The 18,011-nt window shown below is 66.6% G+C and carries 11 protein-coding genes and 1 tRNA gene; 2 read left to right on the top strand and 10 right to left on the bottom strand.

Annotation, left to right across the window (positions count from 1 at the left end; all coding sequences use genetic code 11):
* Positions 1-41: 41 nt before the first annotated feature.
* Together K8P10_RS02165 and K8P10_RS02160 are read right to left on the bottom strand one after the other, a co-directional pair.
* Complete coding sequence (locus tag K8P10_RS02165) at positions 42-3,803, bottom strand: HtaA domain-containing protein (RefSeq protein WP_224780173.1); 3,762 nt, start codon at positions 3,801-3,803, stop codon at positions 42-44.
* 160 nt (positions 3,804-3,963) lie between these two features.
* Positions 3,964-6,696 carry an HtaA domain-containing protein gene (locus tag K8P10_RS02160; RefSeq protein ID WP_224780172.1) on the bottom strand — a complete coding sequence of 911 codons (2,733 nt, stop codon included), beginning with the start codon at positions 6,694-6,696 and terminating at the stop codon, positions 3,964-3,966.
* Positions 6,697-6,870: 174 nt separating this feature from the next.
* On the opposite strand from K8P10_RS02160, the gene K8P10_RS02155 reads away from it, so the two are divergent.
* Positions 6,871-7,452, top strand: coding sequence for a nitroreductase family protein (locus tag K8P10_RS02155; RefSeq protein WP_224780171.1), 582 nt, complete (start codon positions 6,871-6,873; stop codon positions 7,450-7,452).
* A 24-nt stretch (positions 7,453-7,476) separates the two neighbouring features.
* Here K8P10_RS02155 and K8P10_RS02150 read toward each other — a convergent pair whose 3' ends face one another.
* From K8P10_RS02150 to secA, 8 genes are all read right to left on the bottom strand, one after another.
* On the bottom strand, positions 7,477-8,463 hold the full coding sequence (locus K8P10_RS02150; protein WP_224780170.1) for a glycine betaine ABC transporter substrate-binding protein: 987 nt from the start codon (positions 8,461-8,463) through the stop codon (positions 7,477-7,479).
* Positions 8,460-9,212, bottom strand: coding sequence for an ABC transporter permease (locus K8P10_RS02145; RefSeq protein ID WP_224780169.1), 753 nt, complete (start codon positions 9,210-9,212; stop codon positions 8,460-8,462). The genes K8P10_RS02150 and K8P10_RS02145 overlap by 4 nt, the downstream gene beginning before the upstream one ends.
* Positions 9,205-10,434, bottom strand: a complete 1,230-nt coding sequence (locus K8P10_RS02140) for an ABC transporter ATP-binding protein (RefSeq protein ID WP_305069236.1) — start codon at positions 10,432-10,434, stop codon at positions 9,205-9,207. The genes K8P10_RS02145 and K8P10_RS02140 overlap by 8 nt, the downstream gene beginning before the upstream one ends.
* On the bottom strand, positions 10,427-11,068 hold the full coding sequence (locus K8P10_RS02135) for an ABC transporter permease (RefSeq protein ID WP_224780168.1): 642 nt from the start codon (positions 11,066-11,068) through the stop codon (positions 10,427-10,429). Before K8P10_RS02135 ends, K8P10_RS02140 begins: the two co-directional genes overlap by 8 nt.
* Before the next feature lie 295 nt (positions 11,069-11,363).
* On the bottom strand, positions 11,364-12,329 hold the full coding sequence (locus tag K8P10_RS02130) for a DMT family transporter (RefSeq protein ID WP_224780167.1): 966 nt from the start codon (positions 12,327-12,329) through the stop codon (positions 11,364-11,366).
* A 40-nt stretch (positions 12,330-12,369) separates the two neighbouring features.
* A tRNA-Thr gene (locus K8P10_RS02125) sits at positions 12,370-12,445 on the bottom strand.
* A gap of 46 nt (positions 12,446-12,491) precedes the next feature.
* Positions 12,492-13,505 carry a thioredoxin domain-containing protein gene (locus tag K8P10_RS02120; protein WP_224780166.1) on the bottom strand — a complete coding sequence of 338 codons (1,014 nt, stop codon included), beginning with the start codon at positions 13,503-13,505 and terminating at the stop codon, positions 12,492-12,494.
* A gap of 1 nt (position 13,506) precedes the next feature.
* Entirely contained in the window at positions 13,507-16,305 is a 2,799-nt protein-coding gene (gene secA, locus K8P10_RS02115) for a preprotein translocase subunit SecA (RefSeq protein WP_224780165.1), read from the bottom strand.
* Positions 16,306-16,542: 237 nt separating this feature from the next.
* On the opposite strand from secA, the gene K8P10_RS02110 reads away from it, so the two are divergent.
* Positions 16,543-18,003: a catalase gene (locus tag K8P10_RS02110; protein ID WP_224780164.1), complete on the top strand. Its 1,461-nt coding sequence runs from the start codon at positions 16,543-16,545 to the stop codon at positions 18,001-18,003.
* The last annotated feature ends 8 nt before the right edge of the window (positions 18,004-18,011 follow it).

Genomic DNA, 18,011 nt, shown 5'->3' with positions numbered 1-18,011 from the left:
CCTCCTCGTAGAGAATATCTGAGTTGTCGAACCGGCACGGGTCAGGCCGGCGCCGGCGCGGGCATGCCGGCGAGTTCACGACGCTGGCGGACCACGAGGACGGAGGTGCAGGCGGCGATCGCGACCATCGATCCCGCGCTCACCCACCATTCCCACGGCGCCAGACCGGCAGCGCGGAGGAGATCAGGGAGCGGTCCGCCGCCGGCGTTCGAGCCATCTGCTGCGGCGGCGCCGACCGCCTGCGCGGAGGAGTTCTCAGCGGCATCGAGGATCGTGATCTTCGCTCCGGCGTCGCTGCTGCCCTGGAGGGTGAGGACGTGGTTCCCTGTCCCCTGCTTCGGGAGAGTGCCTGACCACTTCACGACGCCGCTCTCGTCCGCAGTGGCCTCGTCGTCGAGCACGATCGGCTCGCCCTGCACCGGGTCGGTGTAGAGCACGACGAGCACCCCCTCGTCCTCGGGTTCGAAACCGGACGCCTGAGCCTCGATACGGCCGCCCTCGCGGATCTTGTCCTCGGGCGTGAGGATCTCGAGCCCCTCGGTGGTCGGGGGCGTGGCGGCAGCGGTGTACTGCTTCTTGTCACCGCCGTCCTGCGTCGCGCCGTAGGAGACCCTGCTCGGATCCCCCACCGTGAAGGTCAGGTCGTCGAAGCCGATGGTCTGGGAGGCGCTGATCCCCATCAGCGATCCCCTCACCGGCACGTTGCTCCAGGTCACCTCTCCGTTCGGCCCGACCGCCTTGCTGGCACTGGAGAGATCGAGCGAGTACGACGACTTGCCGTACGACGTCGTGTTGCCCGTGTGCAGCGTCGCAGACGACGCACTGTTCACCGTGATCGACGGGTTCGCCACCTGGAACATGGTCATGCCGTACCCCTTGAAAGATACGATGCCGGAGAACTTGACCGTTCCGGTCTGACTGCTCTTGTCCCAGCTGCTCCCCTCGGCCTGCGGGAACAGCCATCCGCTCCCGACGCCGGTGGTCTCGATCGACCCGCCGGCGCAGTGCTTCGAAGGAGTGGGGCACCCCGAGCCGGACTTCTTGCTCGTGTAGTCCGCGAAGTACTTCGAGACGCCCCACGTGAGGGATCCGGCGCTGCCGCCTCCACCGGCAGCGCCGGCGGCACGCGCTGCCGGTCCCTGCTTCGAGGCCTTCGGCGTCTGCGGCGTCTCCGCTCCGGCCTTCTCGAGGTTCGGGTCGTTCTCGCCCACGGTGAACGTGACGGGGTCGAGCGCCACACCTGCCTCGTAGAAGCCGCCGAACGCTTCGGCGCCCTGCTTCGTGAGCGTCGCAGATGCGTTGCTCCAGGTGGCCGTTCCGCCGGACTGCTGCGGAGAGCCGAGCTTGACGTTCGCCATCACGACGTTCTTCATGTCGAGGGCGCCGCCGACCTGGTCCATCCCCTCGAACTTGAGTCCCTTGACGTCGAAGATGAGCTGCGCGGTCGTCGCCGAGGTGACCGTGATGCGCGGGTTGAGGAAGGTCAGGTTGAGCGCGTGGCCGCCTTCCATCTCGTGACCCGTGAACTGCACTGCTCCGGCGTACTCGACAGTGCCTCGGCCGGTGGACGAGTTCCAGTTGCTCTTCTCCACCTGACGGAACACGAACGGGTCGCCCTTCGACTTCTGCGACGCGCCCGCTCTCGCCGACACCGAGCCGTGGGCGATCGGACCGGTGACGTACTTCTGGAAGCTCTCCTTCACACCCCAGCTCATCGTGCCGATCGTTCCGGAGCCCTTCTGCCCCACCGAGATCAGAGTGGTCCCAGTGGAGCGCTGGTACGCCCGCGAATCGGTAGGAGTGAAGGTCGCCGTGATCGTCTGCTCCCCGACGGGCAGAGCCCTGGTCTTGACCGACGCCTTACCGTTCTTCACGTCGCTCGTTCCAAGGCTCTGCGTGCCGTGCGTGAACTGCACCGTCCCCTGAACGGCGGCAGGAGCGACGGCTGCCGTGAGCGTGACCTCGTTCCCTTCCACGATAGAGTCGCGCGATGCCGAGAGCGTCGTCTTCGTGGACTTCGGGGTGGGTACAGGACCGGTGGACTCGCCGAGATCCGCCGTGAAGGTCACGGGATCGAGCTCGACGCCTGCGTCGTAGAAGCCGCCGAACGCCTCGGCTCCCTGCTCAGTGAGCGTCGCCTCGGCTTCGGACCACGTGTATGTTGTGCCGTGGACCTGAGGTGCCGAGAGATCCAGCTTCGCAAACGACACGTTCTCCGCTTCGAAGAACTTGTCGCTGATCTCCGTCATGCTCGTGAACTCTCGACTCTTCACGTCGAGGTACAGCGTCCCCTCGCCCGACGCCGTGAACTTCACGCGAGGTTTCGTGAACCGCATGTCCAACGCCGGGGCCGTCGTGCCGTCGACCGTCATCTCGTGTCCGGTGAAGGCGACGCCGTCTTCGGCACCAAAGGTCACATCGGCCGAACTGCCGTCGGACATCGCCTCGCCCGCTCCACCGGTCCAGTGGAACTCGCGATCCTTCGGCCGCATGTTCTCGTCATCGCTGGTCGTCGCGCCGAGGAGGTCGATCGTGCCGTGCGCGATGGGGCCCTGCAGGTAACTGCGGAAGGACGCTTTCACACCCCAGTCGAGTGTCGCCGCTTCGACAATGGTCTCGACGGGGCCCTCCTGCTTCTTCCCGACGACGACCTCGTCCGGATCGGACGTCGACTCGGCGAACGCTTTCGGATCCTTCGGGACGAACGTCGCGGTGATCTGATGGGTGCCTTCGGGAAGTGCGGAGGTCGTCAGCCCAGCTGCCCCGCCTGCCACCTCGACGGGGTTCCCGAGTTTCTCCTGACCGAATGCGAACTGGACGCTGCCCACGGCCTCCCGGGGTGTCACGGCTGCTCGGATGCGCAGCTCGTCACCCTCGGTGATCTTCGCTTTCGCCGCGGTGACCGTCGTGGTCGTCCCGACTGCCCCATCTGCCTCGCCGTCAGGATCGGATGAGTCGTCCCCGGGGTCAGACGACCCGTCGCCCGGATCCGTCGACCCGTCATCCGGGTCCGCCGAGCCGTCCCCGTCGGCGACTCCATCACCGGGGTCGGCTGATCCATCTCCCGGCTCCACGGCCCCGTCATCAACCGCTTTGATGGGGAGGGTGAACGTCACCGGATCCAGCTCAGCACCGGCCTCGTAGAACCCGCCGAACGCCGCCCCTCCCTGATCCGTCAGCGTCGCCGGAGCAGCCGACCAGGTGAACGTCGCCCCGTCCGCCCCGGGGTCCGCCAGGTTCAGCGTCGCGAACGGAACGTCGCTCTCCTCGAAGAACTCCTGACTGATCGAGGTCATCCCCTCGAACTTCCGGCTCTTCACATCCAGATACAGGGTCCCCTCCGTCGCGGAGGTCACCTCCACCCGAGGATTCGTGAACTGCATATCCAGCGCCGGAGCCGTCACACCGTCCACGGTCATCTCGTGCCCCGTGAAATGCACGCCGTTGCCCACACCGAAACTCACATCAGCAGTGCTGCCGTCCGTCGCAGCCGTTCCCGTACCACCGGACCATGACAGGTGTTCAGCGGCCGGACGCAGATTCTCCGCACTCGCCGTCGTGTTCCCGAGCAACTCGTAGGCGCCATGGGCGATCGGACCGAACAGATAGCTTCGGAACGACTGCTTCACCCCCCAATCGAGGGTGGCACCGGCAACGGTCCCGTCAGCGGGCGCAGCGTACGCGAACGGTGTCGCAACGAGCGCCGCACCCGCGGCGAGCACCGAGGCCAGAGCGGCACCGAGTACCCCACGGATTCTCCGCTTGCCCGACGACGCGATGTCGCCTCGGTCCGCCCGAGGCATCCCCACGGATGGTGCCACTGAAACCACTCCAACTCTTACTTCACGCTCAGAGGGGGCCACCCACTGAGGTCTTCCACTTCGACTTCCGTCCGGATCTCGTGCCGGTGCGGTGCCCCGTTCGCTCCATCGAACGGGGCACCGCACCGGATCCTTCGGTCGACTACTCGCTGCGAGCAGCCGTCCGACCACGCGCCAGCATCAAGCCGGCCGCACCGAGGAGCATCGCTCCGCCGGCGAACAGCAGGCTGAGCCCGGGCCCGTCCGAACCGGTGTTCGCCAGACCACCCTTGCCGGCGGCCTGCCCGCCCTGGCCTGCGCCCTGGGCGGCACCCTGGGCGCCGTTCTGCTGCGCGTCCGCACCGACCTGGCCGCCATCGCTGCCGCCCTCGTTCCCATCGGCCGTGCCGTTGTCGTCACTGGCGCCGGGGGCCTCGGCAGCCAGCACCTCGAAGGTCGCCGACAGCTCGTCACCTGTTTCATCGATGAACACGATCGCGTGCTCGCCGACCTCGAAGTCCGCCGGAACAGTCCAGTTCGCGGTGACAATGCCCTCGGCGTTCGCCGTCTGCTCGCCGAGCTCGACGGTCTCCGAGCGAACCTCGACCTGGAACTTCTGCCCCTCCGCGAACGGTCCCGCGGTGAAGGCGACCTTCTCGCCCTGCGTGACCCTCGCGTCGGCACCCGCACCGTTGATCGAGATGGACGGTTGCTCGGGTTCAGGCTCCGGTGCCGGCTGCGCAACGGTGACCTCTGCGAACGCATCGAGCGAGCGATCGGTGACGGAGAGACCGTGCGCCGCCGAGGTGGCTACGTGGTACTCCTTGGCCGGATCCAGCGTGTCCGCGGGCACCTGCAGCGTCGTGGTGAAGCTGCCATCGGTGATCTGGTTCGCCGGGACCCAGCCCTGGGTGATCCAGCCCGCGCTCGGGAGCGCGCCCTCGCCCGACCATACGCTCTCCTCGCCGAAGAGCACGTACGCTCCGTTCGCCGCACCGGGGCCGACGAAGCCTGTACCCTCGACCGTCAGCGTGTTCTCGACGGCGGGATCGAGATCATGGGAGGGCGTCACCGTGATCTTCGGGTCGGCGACGACCTGCTCCGACACGGTAACCGTCACCTCGTTCGTCGAGGCCGATGGCGCGAACACTTCCGCTTCTTCGGGGGTGAATTCGGCCGCGATCCGATGCGCGCCGACCGGGAGATCCGTGACCTTCAGCTCGGCGGCGCCGTTCGTGACGGTCACGGGCTCGCCGAGGTTCGCCTCGCCGTTCGTGAACTGCACCGTACCGGCAGCCGCCGCGGGCGCGACCGTCGCGCTCAGCGTGACCTCATCGCCCTCGGTGATCTCGGACGCGGTCGCTGCGACCGTGGTGGTCGTCGCGACCGGTTCGACGACCTGCTCGACGAAGTTCACCGGAACGCCCTGCTCCTGTGAGGCGTTCTTCATGCCGCCGGCCGCGTAGGTGTAGACGCCGTACTGACCGTCCTCGATCTGCTTGGTCCCGTCGTGGTCTTCGATGGTGACTTCCCACTCGAAAGAGCCGTCGGTGTTCAGCTCGACCCACTGGCCGCGCACGATGCCCTGGTACTGCGGCGGAATCTGGTCGACCGTGTCCTCGGTCAGCACCCAGCCCTGTGCACCGATCGCTCGCGCGCTGCTCGGGGCATCCTCAGACGGGCGCCAGTTCTGCGCGAACTCGCCGAAGACGACGTACACGCCCTGCGGCATGGTGCTCGGAATCGGCACGCCGCGACCGCCGACGTTCGCCTCTGGATCGTAGCCGGTGCCCTTGACGACCAGCTGATCGCCCTCGGCCACCTCGGTATCACCGACCGGGGTGGTGCCATCTTCGAGGAAGACCTCCAGCTTCGGCTCCCAGACGACGGGTTCCTCGGCCTCTTCGACGGTCACTGTCACCGCGTCCGAGGTCGACGCGTTGAACGCCGCAGGGTCTGCCGGCACGAACTCCGCGGTCAGGCTGTGACCGCCGATCGGCAGGTCGGAGGTTCGCAGCGAGGCGGCGCCGTTCACGACCGCCTGGGCACCGCCCAGGTTCTCAGCGCCGTTCGTGAACTGCACGGTTCCCGCGGCTTCGACCGGCGCAACCGTCGCGGTCAGCTCGAGCTCGTCGCCCTCGGTGATCTTCAGCGCCGAGGTGTCGAGGGACGTCGTGGTGTCCTGGGCCACCGCTACTTCTTCGACGGGGAGGGTGAACGTCACCGGATCCAGCTCAGCACCGGCCTCGTAGAACCCGCCGAACGCCGCCCCTCCCTGATCCGTCAGCGTCGCCGGAGCTTCAGCCCACGTGTAGGTGGTGCCGGTTGCAGACACGCCACCACTCAGGTTCAGCGTCGCGAACGGAACATTGCTCTCCTCGAAGAACTCCTGACTGATCGAGGTCATCCCCTCGAACTTCCGGCTCTTCACGTCCAGATACAGGGTCCCCTCGGTCGCGGAGGTCACCTCCACCCGAGGATTCGTGAACTGCATATCCAGCGCCGGAGCCGTCACACCGTCCACGGTCATCTCGTGCCCTGTGAAGTGCACGCCGTTGCCCGCACCGAAACTCACATCAGCAGTGCTGCCGTCCGTCGCAGCCGTGCCCGTACCACCGGACCATGACAGGTGCTCAGCGGCCGGACGCAGATTCTCCGCACTCGCCGTCGTGTTCCCGAGCAACTCGTAGGCGCCGTGCGCGATCGGACCGAACAGATAGCTTCGGAACGACTGCTTCACCCCCCAATCGAGGGTGGCATCGGCAACGGTCCCTTCGGCAGGCGCGGCATTCGCCGCTGCTGGCGCGAGCGCGAGGCCGCTCGCAACGAGCAGCGCGGAGGTGAACGCGCCGACGAGCGTCCTCACCTTCTTGCGCGGGGCAGAACTGACTTTCATGCGAAAGTTCTCCTTTTCACAGGTGAGCGCGGGCGCTCCGTCATCATCAGATGGAGGTTAGGTTAGTCTTACCTTAACGTCCACTGGATATCATGGCGGCATTCATCAGATGATGCAACCCCGCGTACACTGGTCACCTCCGAGACCGCACACACATCACCCGGGAGAACCTCCGTGACGCACCAACCCGACCCCCAAGCCGCGCTCGAGGCGGTGCGGAACCGGAGATCCCACTCGAAGGTGACCGAGGACGCCCCCACTCCAGAGCAACTCGCGGAGCTCATTGCGCCGCTCTCCTCGATCGCCGACCACTCGGGCATGCGACCCTGGCGCATCATCGCGCTCCGCGGCGACGACCGCGACCTCGTCGGCCACGGTCTGGCCGACGCCGCGGGCGGCGATCCTGAACAGCACGAAAAATACGTCAAGAAGGCACGGCGCGCGCCGCTCGTGCTCGCGGTCGTCGCACGGACACAGGACAGCAAGAAGGTCCCCGCGTGGGAGCAGGAGGCCGTCGCCTCAGGCGCCGCCCACATCTTGTCGCTGCTCCTGCACGAAGCCGGCTGGGGCGTCATGTGGCGCACCGGTGTGCTGACCCGCTCGGAAGCGGTGCACCGAGCCCACCGACTCGAGGGTTCGGAGTACCTCCTGGGGTGGCTTTACGTCGGGGGCATTCCCGACCGGGATCGCCGCGAGAAGCCCCGCAAGCCGCTCCCCGTCGAACGCTTCCTCACCGAGGGAGTGGATCGGGACTGACTGTCGACGGCACCCGACAGGCATTCAGTCGGCGGTGACGAAGCCCTGCTCATCCATCCACTCCAGGGCGACGTCGGCGGGTTCCCTGCCCTCGACATCCACCTGCGCGTTGAGCTCCTGCATCGTCTCATCGGTGAGGAGGGGGACGAATTCGCCGAAGAGTTCCGCCAGTTCAGGATGCGCTTCGAGCGTCTCCGTGTTCACGACCGGTGCGCCGTTATAGGCCGGGAAGAACCCTCGGTCGTCCTCGAGCACGAGGAGGTCGAGTGCGGGAATGCGCCCGTCGGTTGTGAAAACCTCACCAAAGGCGCACGCACCGTCGGCGGTCGCCGCGTAGATCGCGCCGATGTCCATCACACGGATGTTGTCGCTCGGCACGCCTTCCGCGCTGTCGCGCGGGAGATCGTAGGCCTGCAGCATCGGGCTGAACCCGTCGGCCCGAGAGTTGAACTCGGCTTCCACGCAGAACGTGCGCTCTTCAACGGGAAGGTCACCGATCTCGCTGAGCTTGGTGACGCCCAGCTCCTCGGACAGGGCCCGAGGCGTGGCGAACGCGTAGGTGTTGTTCAGCGGTGCCGGATCCAGCCAGGTCAGACCGTTCGCCAGTTCGGCGTCCCGCACTTCGCGCCACTGCTTCTGCTGATCCGGAAATGCCTCCTCGTTGCCGAGGTAGGTCAGCCACGCAGTGCCGGTGTACTCCCAGCCCACGTCGGCCTGTCCGCTGAGCATGAGCTGCCGCGCGGGCTGGCTGCCGGGAACATTGCTGAGGTCGGTGACCGAGTATCCGGCTGCCGTCGCGGCGATGACGGAGATCTTGCCCAGCAGGAGCTGCTCGGTGAAGTTCTTCGTGACGATCGTCAACGGCACGCCTTCCGTCTCCTCCGACGGCGAGATCGATCCTGGGGAGAACGACGGGATGTACGCGGTCGCCGCCTGCAGGCCGCAGCCGGTCAGCGCGGCGGTGGCGACGACGGCGGCCACGCCACTCACGATACGGCGGAGTTTCTTCACGACAGCCCCTTCGGCGTAGCGACGTACTCGACGACACGGCCGAGCCAGTCGATGGACAATGCCAGGAGAGCGACGATGACGGATCCGGTGATGAGCACGGTGTTGAGCGCGAGGCTCACACCCGTGGTGATCAGGATGCCGAGGCCGCCGCCATCGACGAATGTCGCGAGCGTCGCTGACCCGACGAGCAGCACGAGCGCGGTGCGGATTCCGCTCAGCATGACGGGTACCGCGAGCGGCAGCTCGACGCGGAACAGCACGGCGGCAGCACTCATGCCCATTCCCCTCCCGCCTTCGACGAGGCGAGGATCGACTCCGGCGAGCCCCACCACCGTATTGCTGATGACCGGCAGCATGGCGTACACCACGAGGGCAACGATCGCCGCCCAGAACCCGAAACCGAGCCACATGGCGAGCAGCACGATCAGTCCGATCGCGGGGGCGGCCTGACCGAAATTCGCGATGGCGAGCACGGTCGGTTGCGCGCGCCTGAACGCCCGTCGCGACAGGAGGATCCCCACCGGAATCGAGATGAGCAGCACGATGATCGCAGACACGAGTGTCAGCAGGAGGTGCTCACCGACGTACCGGGTCAGCACGCTCGGTTCGAGCGTGCTGAGTTCGGTCGCGCTCAGGTCACTCCCGGAGAGCCAGAGCAGGAGCACGACACCGGCGACCACGACGCCGATGGGTTGCAGCAGGAGCGGAGCGAACGCGCGCAGCCGCGACCGCCGTCGAGTCTCACCCATCTGCGCGCCCCGTGGTGACCGGGACGGGCGACGTGTTGGTCCCGACCGGACCGTTCGCGTGGAGACGCGCGGCTTCCGCACGCGCGGCCGTGATCGCGTGCATCACCGTCTCCACGTCGATGACGCCGACGAAGGCATCGCGCCTGCCCACGACGAGGGCTGTTCCCGCACTGGACACCAGCATCGTATCGAGCGCGTCGTTGAGCGTCGCGCCCGTGCTGACCAGCGGCAGATCGGGGGCGGGCGTCTCGGGGATCGCTTCCAGGCGTCCGAGTTGCTTCACGGACAGCCAATTGATCGGCCGGCCCCGCCCGTCGAGCACGACCGCGTGCTCGCGCCCGCGCGCCCGCAACTCATCGCGCACGGCGGCCGCGAGCTCGCCCGGTCTGGTCGTCACCGCATCGGCGAGTTCGACGTCGCGGACGCGGGTCAGCGTGAGCTGCTTGAGACCCGCCCCCGAACCGATGAAGTTCTCGACGAACTCGTTGGCAGGCTCGGCGAGAATACGCTCGGGAGTGTCGTACTGCACGATGTGTGCACCCTCGGAGAAGATGACGATCCAGTCACCGAGCTTCACCGCCTCATCAAAATCGTGGGTCACGATGACGATCGTCTTCTGCAGCTCCTCCTGGATCTGCAGCAGTTCATCCTGCAGGCGCTGGCGCGTAATGGGATCCACGGCACCGAATGGCTCGTCCATCAAGAGCACCGGAGGATCGGCCGCGAGCGCCCGCGCCACGCCGACGCGTTGCTGCTGGCCGCCTGAAAGCTCCCGCGGGTATCGATCGCGGTAGACCTCGGGGTCCAGCGAAACGAGGTCGAGGAGTTCGTCGACCCGCGCAGCGATCCGCTGCTTGTCCCACTTGAGCATCTTCGGCACGATCGCGATGTTCTGCGCGATCGTCATGTGCGGGAACAACCCTCCCGCCTGAATCACGTACCCGATCCGGCGTCTGAGGTCGTCGCCGTCGATATCCGTCACGTCCTGGTCGCCGAGGCTGATGGTGCCCTCGGTCGGTTCGATGAGCCGGTTGATCATTTTCAGGGTCGTCGTCTTCCCGCAGCCGGACGGGCCGACGAGCATGACGATCTTGCCTGCGGGGATCTCGAGAGTGACCCCGTCGACCGCTGGCCTTCCCCCTGAGGAGTACCGCTTCGTGACCTCTTCGAGGAGAATGCGGGAGCCCCCGGTGGGGGCGGACTGTTCGCTGCTCTCAGACACGGATGCCTTTCGGGGTTGTCAACCGGCCGATGACGACCAGAATGAGATCGAGGATGAGGGCGATGATGACGACGCCGATGACGCCGACCAGGACGGAATACACCGCGTTCGCGCTGCCGAGTTGCGACAGTCCGGTGAAGATGAAGGATCCGAGCCCGGGGCCCAGCGCGTATGCGGCGACGGCGGCGACACCCATGACCATCTGCGCCGAGATGCGGATGCCGGTGAGGATGACGGGCCAGGCGAGCGGCAGTTCAACCCGCGCGAGGGTGCCGAGTCGGCTCACACCGATACCGCGAGCCGACTCGATGAGCGACGATTCGACTCCGCTCAAGCCGACGACGGCGTTCCGCAGGATCGGGAGCACCGCGAAGAAGGTGAGTACCGTGACCGCGAGCGGAACGCCGTACCCGACCGGGGCGATCAACAACCCGATGAGCGCGAATGACGGAATGGTCAGCCCGATCGCGGTAACGCCGTTCGCGAGCCCCACGAGCGCGGGGACGCGGTAGCAGAGGACCGCGAGGAAGACCGCGATGATGGTTCCGAGGATCACGCACTGCGCTACCAGACTGAAATGCTGCCAGGCGGCGAAGAGAATCGCTCCCCACCGTCCCGCAATGTACTCCCACACTATTCGCTTCCCGTCCTCACTGCACCGGTACCCACCGCCTCGCTGAGTTCGCGGGGGCAGCCGAGTGTCACGATAGCAAGCACTGCGACCGTCCGTTCAGGTGGTGGGACGCGCTTCGCGGAGACGCGGTCGACGTCCGCAACGCCCAGAACCGCGACGTGTCAGAGGCCAGGAGCCACCTCTTCTGCTTAGGAACGACTGGGATCCGCGCAATGGGGCATGCCGCCCGTTCTCGCGAGCGGCGCGGCTGTCTCGCGAGGCTCGAGAGGCCCTATTCCGTTACAGCACTGTGACCCTAGCGGGGTCCTTCCGGGCGCCGATACCGCGACGGCAGCGCCGCGATGACCACCGCGACCAGCGCAAGACCCACTCCGGCCAGCAGCGGGATCGTCACGCCCCCGGCCAGCGGAGACCACACCTCGAACACCATCGAGCCGACGAGCTGCCCCGCGACGTTCGACATGCTCAACAGCAGTACGCCCGCCGTTCGCACGAGAATCGTCGCCAGCGCGATGAAGACCACCCCCACGAGGCCGCCGACATAGAACCAGGGCTCCGCGGGCCACCCGGTCGGCCACCCCGAGAACGCCAACGACACCGCCGCAGCGATGGCGAGCACCAGCGTCCCGACCAGGAAGTTCACGAAGGTTGCGGTGATCGCGCTCTGCGCCACCACTCGCACCAGCCCGTTGACGGCGCTCTGCCATGCCATGCCAACACCGGCCACCACGGGGATGACGATGAGCCACACGGCTCCGCCGTCTCCGCCCAGGATGCGATCCGACACCGACACCGCGACCGCCACGACCGCGAGCCCCGTACCGATGAGGCGCGTCGTCGTGGGCGCGATCTTCCCGCTCGGGCCCAGCCCGATACGGTCGATCACCAAACCGCCGAGCACCTGCCCCGCGACGATCCCGACAGTGAAGAGCGCCACGCCCAGCACCGTGGCCACCAGACCCTGCGTCAGCACGAAGAACGCGCCGCACGCCCCGCCGAGAAGCCCCCACACCGGGAACTCACCCGCCGCGACCTCCCGTCGCACCCTCGCAAGGCCGCGTCGCCCGCGCGGCACGCATGCGACGAGCACCACCAGGATCAGCAGACCCGATCCAAAGGAGACCGCAGCCGCCAGATACCCGCTGTGCAGCTCCTGACTGAGGCCGCCGTTCACCCGCGATTGCGTGGAGACCATCATGCCCGCAATACCCGAGACGAGGAGCGCGGCCCACACGGGGAACGAAGATTTCGCAGCGGTCACCCGCCCACTGTACTCCTGCGCGAGAGGCGTCACACGCTATTGGAGCCGGCTATCGGACTCGAACCGATCACCTGCGACTTACAAGATCGCTGCTCTACCAGATGAGCTAAGCCGGCGGATGGGACCGGGCGCCGAAGCACCCGATCCCGGAACAGTCTAGCGTCACTCCGACTCGGAGGACCCGTCGGGCTGACTGTTCTTCAGCTGCTGCTGCTCGACCTCGCTCTTGACCTTGAGGAGGTAGGCCTCGAGGTCGCCGTCGCGGGACTGCACCCACTGCTCACCGTTCACGATCACGGTCGGCGTCTGGCTGAGCGTCTGAGGCTGGTCGGCAGGAATCAGCTGGTTGCCCGCCGCGATCTGCGCACCCTCGGCCAGGCCGAGCAGGCCCTGCTCGGTGACGGCCTTCGTGTTCGACGAGATAAAGCTGGAGAACCGCTTATCGCTCACGCAGCTCTCGAGCTCCGGAGTGATCTCGGCCCCGGCGAGTTCGGCCTGCTCGAGCAGCTCGTCATCGGTCAGGCCAGCGGTGCCCTCCTGGGGCTGCACCTCGGCGCTCAGCAGACGGTTGTGCACGGCGAACGCCACATCGGGCTGCTCCTCGACCAGGCAGCCGAACATGTTGGCCGCACGGGTCGAGTAATTGGTGCCCTGCGAGCGGTTGTCGAGGAAGTTCAGCGGGTACACGCGGAGCGTCGCGTCGCCGCCGCCCACGTAGTTCTCGAGCATGGTGCCGTAGGTCTGCTCGAAGTTGCCGCAGCCTGGGCACATGTAGTCAACGTAGAGCGAGATGTCGAGCGGCAGTTCCTCCCGGTTGACCTCGGGGTACTCCCGCGTCTGGTCCGGCTGCAGCGCGGCAGACGGTTGGACCTCGAGGTCTGCGCCGAACACCGCACCGCCCGAGGCCATGTTCTCCGGGCCGGGCCCTGCGGGCTTCAAGGTCTGCGTCAGCACGAGCGCGATGACCGCGACCACGGCGAGAACGCCGATGACGATGCTGCCCTGGATCAGGCGCTTGTTGCGCTTCTCCCGCTTCTGCTCGCGCTCGCGGGCCAATCGTGCCTGCTCGCGCGCCTGCTGTCGCCGTTCCGTCTTCGTCGGTCGGGCAGAATTCTCGTTTGCCATGGGGTCTCCGGTGGTTCCGTCGAGCGCGCCACGGAGCGGCGCGCCGGTCATGCTACTTCTGGGCGCGCCGCTGTGCGCGGTTCTGCGGTTCGGGTGCGCTCTCGCCGTTCTGGCCGAACGCGCCGCGCTGCTGGGACGCAGCCGCCTGGGCCTGACGCGCCTGGGCCTGCGCACCGGCCTTCTTGGCGCCCTTCTTCCCGGCCTTCGTCGCGGAGCCGCCCTGCGACTTGCCCTCGGCGTTGCGCACCTCGGTACCGCCGTCTTCGCTGGGGGCCGTGAAGCTGAGCTTCGCCTCGTCTGGAGCGGTCGACTCGTCGAGGCCGCCGCCCTCGAGGTGCACGTGATCCTTGGGCCCCTCGGCCGGGCGCACCTGCACCTCGAGGTTGTAGAGCAGTCCGAGCGACTCCTCCTTGATCTGTCCCATCATCGCGTTGAACAGCTGGTAGCCCTCGCGCTGGTACTCGATGATCGGATCGCGCTGCGCCATCGCGCGGAGGCCGATGCCCTCGCGCAGGTACTCCATCTCGTAGAGATGGTCGCGCCAGCGGCGGTCGATGGTGGTGAGCACGACGCGGCGCTCGAGCTCGCGCATCGCCTCGCTGCCGAGGGTCTCCTCGCGCTTCTCGTACGCGACGATCGCATCGGAGAGGATCTCGCGGCGCAAGAAGTCGCGGCTGACCTGGTTGGATCCGGCTTCGGCGAGCAGCTCGTCGATCGTGATGCCCACGGGGTAGACCTGCTGCAGGTCGCCCCACAGCGCGTCGTAATCCCAGTCGCTGTCGGTGCCGTGCGAATCGAGGATCGCGTCGATCACCTGCTCGCGGAAGGCCTCCACGCGAGGCTCGATCTCCTCGCCGTCCAGGATCTGGGCACGGTCGCCGTAGATCGCCTTGCGCTGGCGGTCGAGCACGTCGTCGTATTTCAGGACGTTCTTCCGAATTTCGGCGTTGCGGGTCTCGACCTGCGACTGCGCGCTCTGGATCGCGCGGGTGACCATCTTCGACTCGATCGCGAGATCGTCGGGGAAGCTCTCGCGGTTCATCAGCGCCTGTGCGGCACCCGAGTTGAAGAGGCGCATGAGGTCGTCGCCGAGCGAGAGGTAGAAGCGGCTCTCACCCGGGTCACCCTGACGGCCCGATCGACCGCGGAGCTGGTTGTCGATGCGACGCGACTCGTGGCGCTCCGTGCCGAGCACGTAGAGGCCGCCGACGGCGGTGACCTTGTCGGCCTCCTCCTTCACTGCAGCCTTGACGGCCGCGAAGACTTCATCCCACTCCGCCTCGTACTCGTCGGGCGTCTCGGTGGTCGACAGTCCCCGCGAGGCCATCTCCTGCACCGCGAGGAACTCGGCGTTGCCGCCGAGCATGATGTCGGTACCGCGACCGGCCATGTTCGTGGCGACGGTGACGGCTTTGAAGCGACCTGCCTGCGCGATGATCGCGGCCTCGCGCGCGTGGTTCTTGGCGTTCAGCACCTCGTGGCGGACGCCCTTCTTCGCGAGCAGACGCGAGAGGTACTCGCTCTTCTCGACGCTCGTGGTGCCGACGAGCACGGGCTGGCCCTTCTCGTGGCGCTCAGCGATGTCCTCGACGACCTGCGCGAACTTCGCCTCCTCGTTCTTGTAGACGAGGTCCGGCTGGTCCTTGCGGATCATCTCGCGGTTGGTCGGGATCGGAACCACGCCGAGCTTGTAGGTCGACATGAACTCGCTCGCCTCGGTCTCGGCAGTACCCGTCATGCCGGAGATCTTGTCGTACAGGCGGAAGTAGTTCTGCAGCGTCACGGTGGCGAGCATCTGGTTCTCAGCCTTGACCTGCACGCCCTCCTTCGCCTCGATGGCCTGGTGCATGCCCTCGTTGTACCGGCGGCCGGCGAGAATTCGGCCGGTGTGCTCGTCGACGATGAGGACCTCGCCGTTCAGCACGACGTAGTCCTTGTCGCGCGTGAAGAGCGCCTTCGCCTTGATGGAGTTGTTGAGGAAGGAGATGAGCGGCGTGTTGACCGACTCGTACAGGTTGGAGATGCCGAGGTAGTCCTCGACCTTCTCGATGCCGGGCTCGAGCACGCCGATGGTGCGCTTCTTCTCGTCGACCTCGTAGTCCACGTCGGGCTTCAACCGCTTCGCGAGGCGCGCGAACTCCGCGAACCAGCGGTTCGCCTCTCCGGCGCCTGGCCCCGAGATGATGAGCGGAGTACGGGCCTCGTCGATGAGGATCGAGTCGACCTCGTCGATGATGACGAAGAAGTGGCCGCGCTGCACCCGGTCCTCGGCCGACGACGCCATGTTGTCGCGCAGGTAATCGAAGCCGAATTCGTTGTTGGTGCCGTACGTGATGTCCGCGGCGTACTGCTTGCGCCGCTCCTTCGGATCCTGACCGGCGACGATGCAGCCGGTCGTCATACCGAGCGCGCGGAACACGCGCCCCATGAGCTCGCTCTGGTAGGTCGCCAGGTAGTCGTTGACGGTGACGATGTGCACACCCTTGCCCGCGAGGGCGTTGAGATACGCCGGCAGGGTCGCGACGAGGGTCTTGCCCTCACCGGTCTTCATCTCGGAGATGTTGCCGAGGTGGAGGTTCGCTCCGCCCATGATCTGCACGTCGAAGGGGCGTAGACCGATGGTCCGCTTCGCCGCTTCGCGCACGGCTGCGAAGGCTTCGGGCATGAGGTCGTCGAGCGTCTCGCCCTTCTCCAGACGCTCGCGGAACTCCACCGTCTCGTTGCGGAGCTCCTCGTCGGTGAGGTCGGCGAACGACTCTTCGAGCGCGGCGACGAGCTTCGTCTGCCGCTGGAGCTTCCTCAACGTGCGTCCTTCACCTACACGAAGAAGTTTCTCGAGAACTGTCGCCACGTGGTCTCTCCTGTACGGTTGCGCCGGCCCGTGCGCCGGATTTCGCGCACACGGGAGAGGTTGCAGAAATGTAACAGCTCCCCAGCCTAGCAAGGGTCTGTGCGCGCTGGCTGGGGAATCTGGGCACTTCGGAGCGCGCACCGGTCGAACACCCAGGGTTCATCAGATGTTGTTTTGATCGACTCAAAAAAGCGCTAAGGTGGGGAACCACGAACTGCACGCAACGAAAGGGCCTCCATGTCCGAGCAGAAGATCACCACCACCCAGACCGGTACGCCGATCGCGAGCGACGAGCACTCGCTCACCGTCGGCCCGAACGGACCCACCGTGCTCCACGACCGCTACCTGGTCGAGAAGCTCGCCAACTTCAACCGCGAACGCGTTCCGGAGCGCAACCCCCACGCCAAGGGCGGCGGAGCGTTCGGCGAGTTCGTCGTCACCGAGGACGTGTCGCAGTACACCCGCGCCGCGGTGTTCCAGCCGGGCGCGAAGAGCGAGACGCTGCTCCGCTTCTCCTCGGTTGCCGGTGAGCAGGGCTCCCCCGACACCTGGCGCGACGTTCGCGGCTTCGCCCTGCGCTTCTACACGACCGAGGGCAACCTCGACATCGTGGGCAACAACACCCCCGTCTTCTTCATCCGCGACGCGATCAAGTTCCCCGACTTCATCCACTCGCAGAAGCGCCTCGGCGACCGAGCGCTCCGCGATCCCGACATGCAGTGGGACTTCTGGACCCTCTCCCCCGAGTCGGCGCACCAGGTGACCTACCTCATGGGCCCCCGAGGGCTGTCGAAGAACTGGCGCCACCTGAACGGCTACGGGTCGCACACCTACCAGTGGATCAACGCCGACGGCGAGCGCTTCTGGGTCAAGTACCACTTCATCTCCCAGCAGGGAGTCGAGCCGATGTCGCCCGAGGCGGCGGAGCAGATGGCCGGGCAGGATGCGGACTACTACCGCCGCGACCTCTTCGAGTCCATCGAGCGCGGCGACTACCCCGCCTGGGACGTCTACGTGCAGATCATGCCCTACGAAGAGGCCAAGACCTACCGTTACAACCCCTTCGATCTCACCAAGACCTGGTCAAAGAAGGACTACCCCCGGATCAAGGTCGGCACGTTCACGCTGAACCGCAACCCGGAGAACTTCTTCGCCCAGATCGAGCAGGCGGCGTTCTCGCCCGGCAATCAGGTGCCGGGCACGGGCATCTCCCCCGACAAGATGCTGACGGCCCGCGTGTTCTCCTACAACGACGCGCACCGTCACCGGATCGGCTCGAACTTCAACCAGCTGCCGGTAAACCAGCCGCACGCGACCGAAGCGCACAACTACATGCACGAGGGTCACATGCAGTACCACTTCCCGCCGGCGGAGCAGCGGGTGTACCACCCGAACTCTTACGGTCCCGCCGGCGGCCCCGTTGCTGACCCGCAGGCCGGAATCGAGGCGAGCTGGGAGTCGGATGGCGAGCTCGTGCGCGCGGCCTACACGCTCCGCGAGGACGACGGCGACTTCGTGCAGGCCGGCATCCTGTACCGCGAGGTCTTCTCCGATGAGGAGCGCGCCGGGATCCAGGACGTGCTCCTCGGCCAGGCGCAGTCGATCACGGTCGACCGCGTCCGTGAGCAGTTCTTCACGTACTGGACGAACGTGGATGCGAACCTGGGCGCGACGCTCCGCGAGCGGTACGCAGCGTAGTTCGAAGA

The sequence above is a fragment of the Leucobacter sp. Psy1 genome, assembly GCF_020096995.1.
GTDB lineage: Bacteria > Actinomycetota > Actinomycetes > Actinomycetales > Microbacteriaceae > Leucobacter.
Note: the sequence above shows the minus strand (reverse complement) of the source record. Positions and strands in the feature narration are given on the sequence as shown.